General features: G+C 36.7%; 1 protein-coding gene and 1 pseudogene. Both read left to right on the top strand.

Annotated elements, in window-relative coordinates; genetic code table 11:
- Positions 1-272: pseudogene (locus ACFIO5_RS10700) on the top strand (XRE family transcriptional regulator); the annotation flags it as partial.
- Positions 273-555: 283 nt separating this feature from the next.
- A partial coding sequence (locus ACFIO5_RS10695) for an integrase arm-type DNA-binding domain-containing protein (protein ID WP_375705390.1) occupies positions 556-1,000 on the top strand: 445 nt, incomplete at its 3' end.

Genomic DNA, 1,000 nt, shown 5'->3' with positions numbered 1-1,000 from the left:
TTATCTTCTGTAGAAATTGGCAAGAAATCCGTTCCAGTAGGAATGGAAGAAAAGATCATAGAGTTTTATAGCTTAGATAAAGCTATGGCTTCTCTCTTAAAAAAAGAAGCTGATGCCTGTGTCGAAAGAACTTCACAATCAAATCTTCTGATTCATTTAGTCGTGAAATTGTTGGCACGTTTGTTAGAAATTTGAAATGTTTGTTACAACAGGATTTAGCAGCATTCAAAAAATTATTAGAAAAAGTTGGCAAAAAAGAAGATACTCTATAGAGCTGTATTCGAAAATCCTATTCCATCACTTTTATTTATGCATTCCGCATGTTTAAAAAAGATATATAAAAACAAATGCTCAATAAAAGAAGTGGTGCCCAGACGCGGCAGACAGGGCTTTAGCAACAAGAATCAAGTTGTATCAAGTGTGCAAGAGCATATTGATGTCTATAATTTTTTATGTTCCAATAAAAAAATTAAGAATTAAAGAAAAAATCTCAAATCAAAAAATTAAGGTGGTCTAAAAGGTGGACCAAAAAAGGTGGACGAGAAGGTAAATTAAGTGAGGGCGATTCATAGATTATCAGCTGCATTCGTAAAGGCATCTCCTCAAGGGAAATATTGTGATGGAGCAGGGCTATGGTTGAATGTTCGAAAAGACAATACGCGCTCTTGGTTCTTTCGTTATACATACCATAACAAACGCCGTGAAATGGGGCTCGGTCCAGTCGCACAACTTTCTCTAAAAGAAGCGCGCGAACTTGCCAAGCATTATAGTGCTATTCTCAGAGAAGGCAATGACCCTATTGTCTTTCGAGAACAAACCGTCTTAAAACAGCAAAGCAACATATTCAGTGAGATTGCAACAGCGGCTTTTGAAAGTAAAAAAGCAGAATTAAAAAATGAAGGCAAAAATGGGCGCTGGTTTTCTCCGCTGGAATTGCATGTTATTCCACACATAGGCGGCCTCTCTATAGAAAAATTAACGGCTAATATCATTCGCAATG

Source organism: Bartonella sp. AA86SXKL, from assembly GCF_042196885.1.
This window is presented reverse-complemented; position numbering and strand designations above follow the sequence as displayed.